The organism is Cedecea sp. NFIX57, from assembly GCF_900177785.1.
GTDB lineage: Bacteria > Pseudomonadota > Gammaproteobacteria > Enterobacterales > Enterobacteriaceae > Cedecea > Cedecea neteri_C.
Genome location: NZ_FXAS01000133.1, coordinates 1 through 1,159, shown reverse-complemented (window position 1 = coordinate 1,159; position 1,159 = coordinate 1). Strand labels below are relative to the sequence as shown.

At 50.6% G+C, this 1,159-nt stretch carries 1 protein-coding gene; it reads left to right on the top strand.

The genetic code is table 11. The annotated features are described in order from the left end of the window. The first annotated feature begins 104 nt into the window (after positions 1 to 104). The gene (locus B9Y90_RS26250) at positions 105 to 1,136 is read left to right on the top strand and encodes an IS630 family transposase (protein WP_085543193.1); all 1,032 of its coding nucleotides are present in this window, start codon (positions 105 to 107) and stop codon (positions 1,134 to 1,136) included. Positions 1,137 to 1,159 lie beyond the last annotated feature (23 nt).

Sequence of the window (1,159 nt, the reverse complement as noted above, 5' to 3'; positions counted from 1 at the left end):
CTAAATAGCTGCGCGGAATAGTAGATCACTTTAAGGGAACTCAGCCCGGATTGTGCGATCTGATCAATCGCCAAAAAGAAACAAACCACCAACCGGACTGAGCGATGCCGATCATAGCACCCATTCCCCGAACCGAACGACGCTTGATGCAGAAAACGATTCATAAAACGCGTGATAAAAATCATGCCCGCAGACTCACTGCCATGCTGATGTTGCACCGAGGCGAACGTGTCAGCGATGTTGCCCGAACGCTCTGCTGCGCCCGTTCCTCTGTGGGCCGCTGGATTAACTGGTTTACGCTGTCAGGTGTTGAAGGTCTGACATCCCTACCCGCAGGACGCTCTCGACGTTGGCCCTTTGAGCATATCTGCACGTTATTACGTGAGCTGGTAAAACACTCTCCCGGCGATTTTGGCTATCAACGCTCACGCTGGAGCACGGAGTTACTGGCAATAAAAATCAATGAGATAACCGGATGCCAGTTACATGCCGGAACTCTTCGTCGCTGGTTACCCGCAGCAGGTCTGGTATGGCGCAGGGCTGCACCTACATTACGTATCCGTGACCCGCATAAAGAAGAAAAAATGGCCGCAATACAGGGTGCACTGGAAAAATGCAGTGCAGCGCATCCAGTCTTTTATGAAGATGAGGTGGATATTCACCTCAATCCCAAAATCGGCGCGGACTGGCAGCTGCGCGGGCAGCAAAAGCGCGTTGTCACACCGGGGCAGAATGAAAAATACTATCTGGCAGGAGCGCTGCACAGCGGTACAGGTAAAGTCAGCTATGTGGGTGGCAGCAGCAAAAGTTCAGCCTTATTTATCAGCCTGTTAATGCATCTGAAGGCGACTTACCGGCGGGCAAAAACTATCACACTTATCGTGGATAATTACATTATCCACAAAAGCCATGAAACACAGCGTTGGTTGAAAGCAAACCCAAAGTTCAGTGTTATTTACCAGCCGGTTTACTCGCCATGGATAAATCACGTTGAGCGGTTATGGCAGGCACTGCATGACACGATAACCCGGAACCATCAATGCCGTTCAATGTGGCAACTACTGCAAAAGGTAAGGCACTTTATGGAAACCGCTAGCCCATTCCCCGGCGGTAAACATGGACTGGCAAAAGTGTAGCGGTATTAGGCGCAGCTATTTAG

Coding starts and splice junctions, on each gene's coding strand:
- B9Y90_RS26250 (WP_085543193.1), top strand. CDS start 105: ATGCCGATCATAGCACCCATTCCCCGAACCGAACGACGCTTGATGCAG.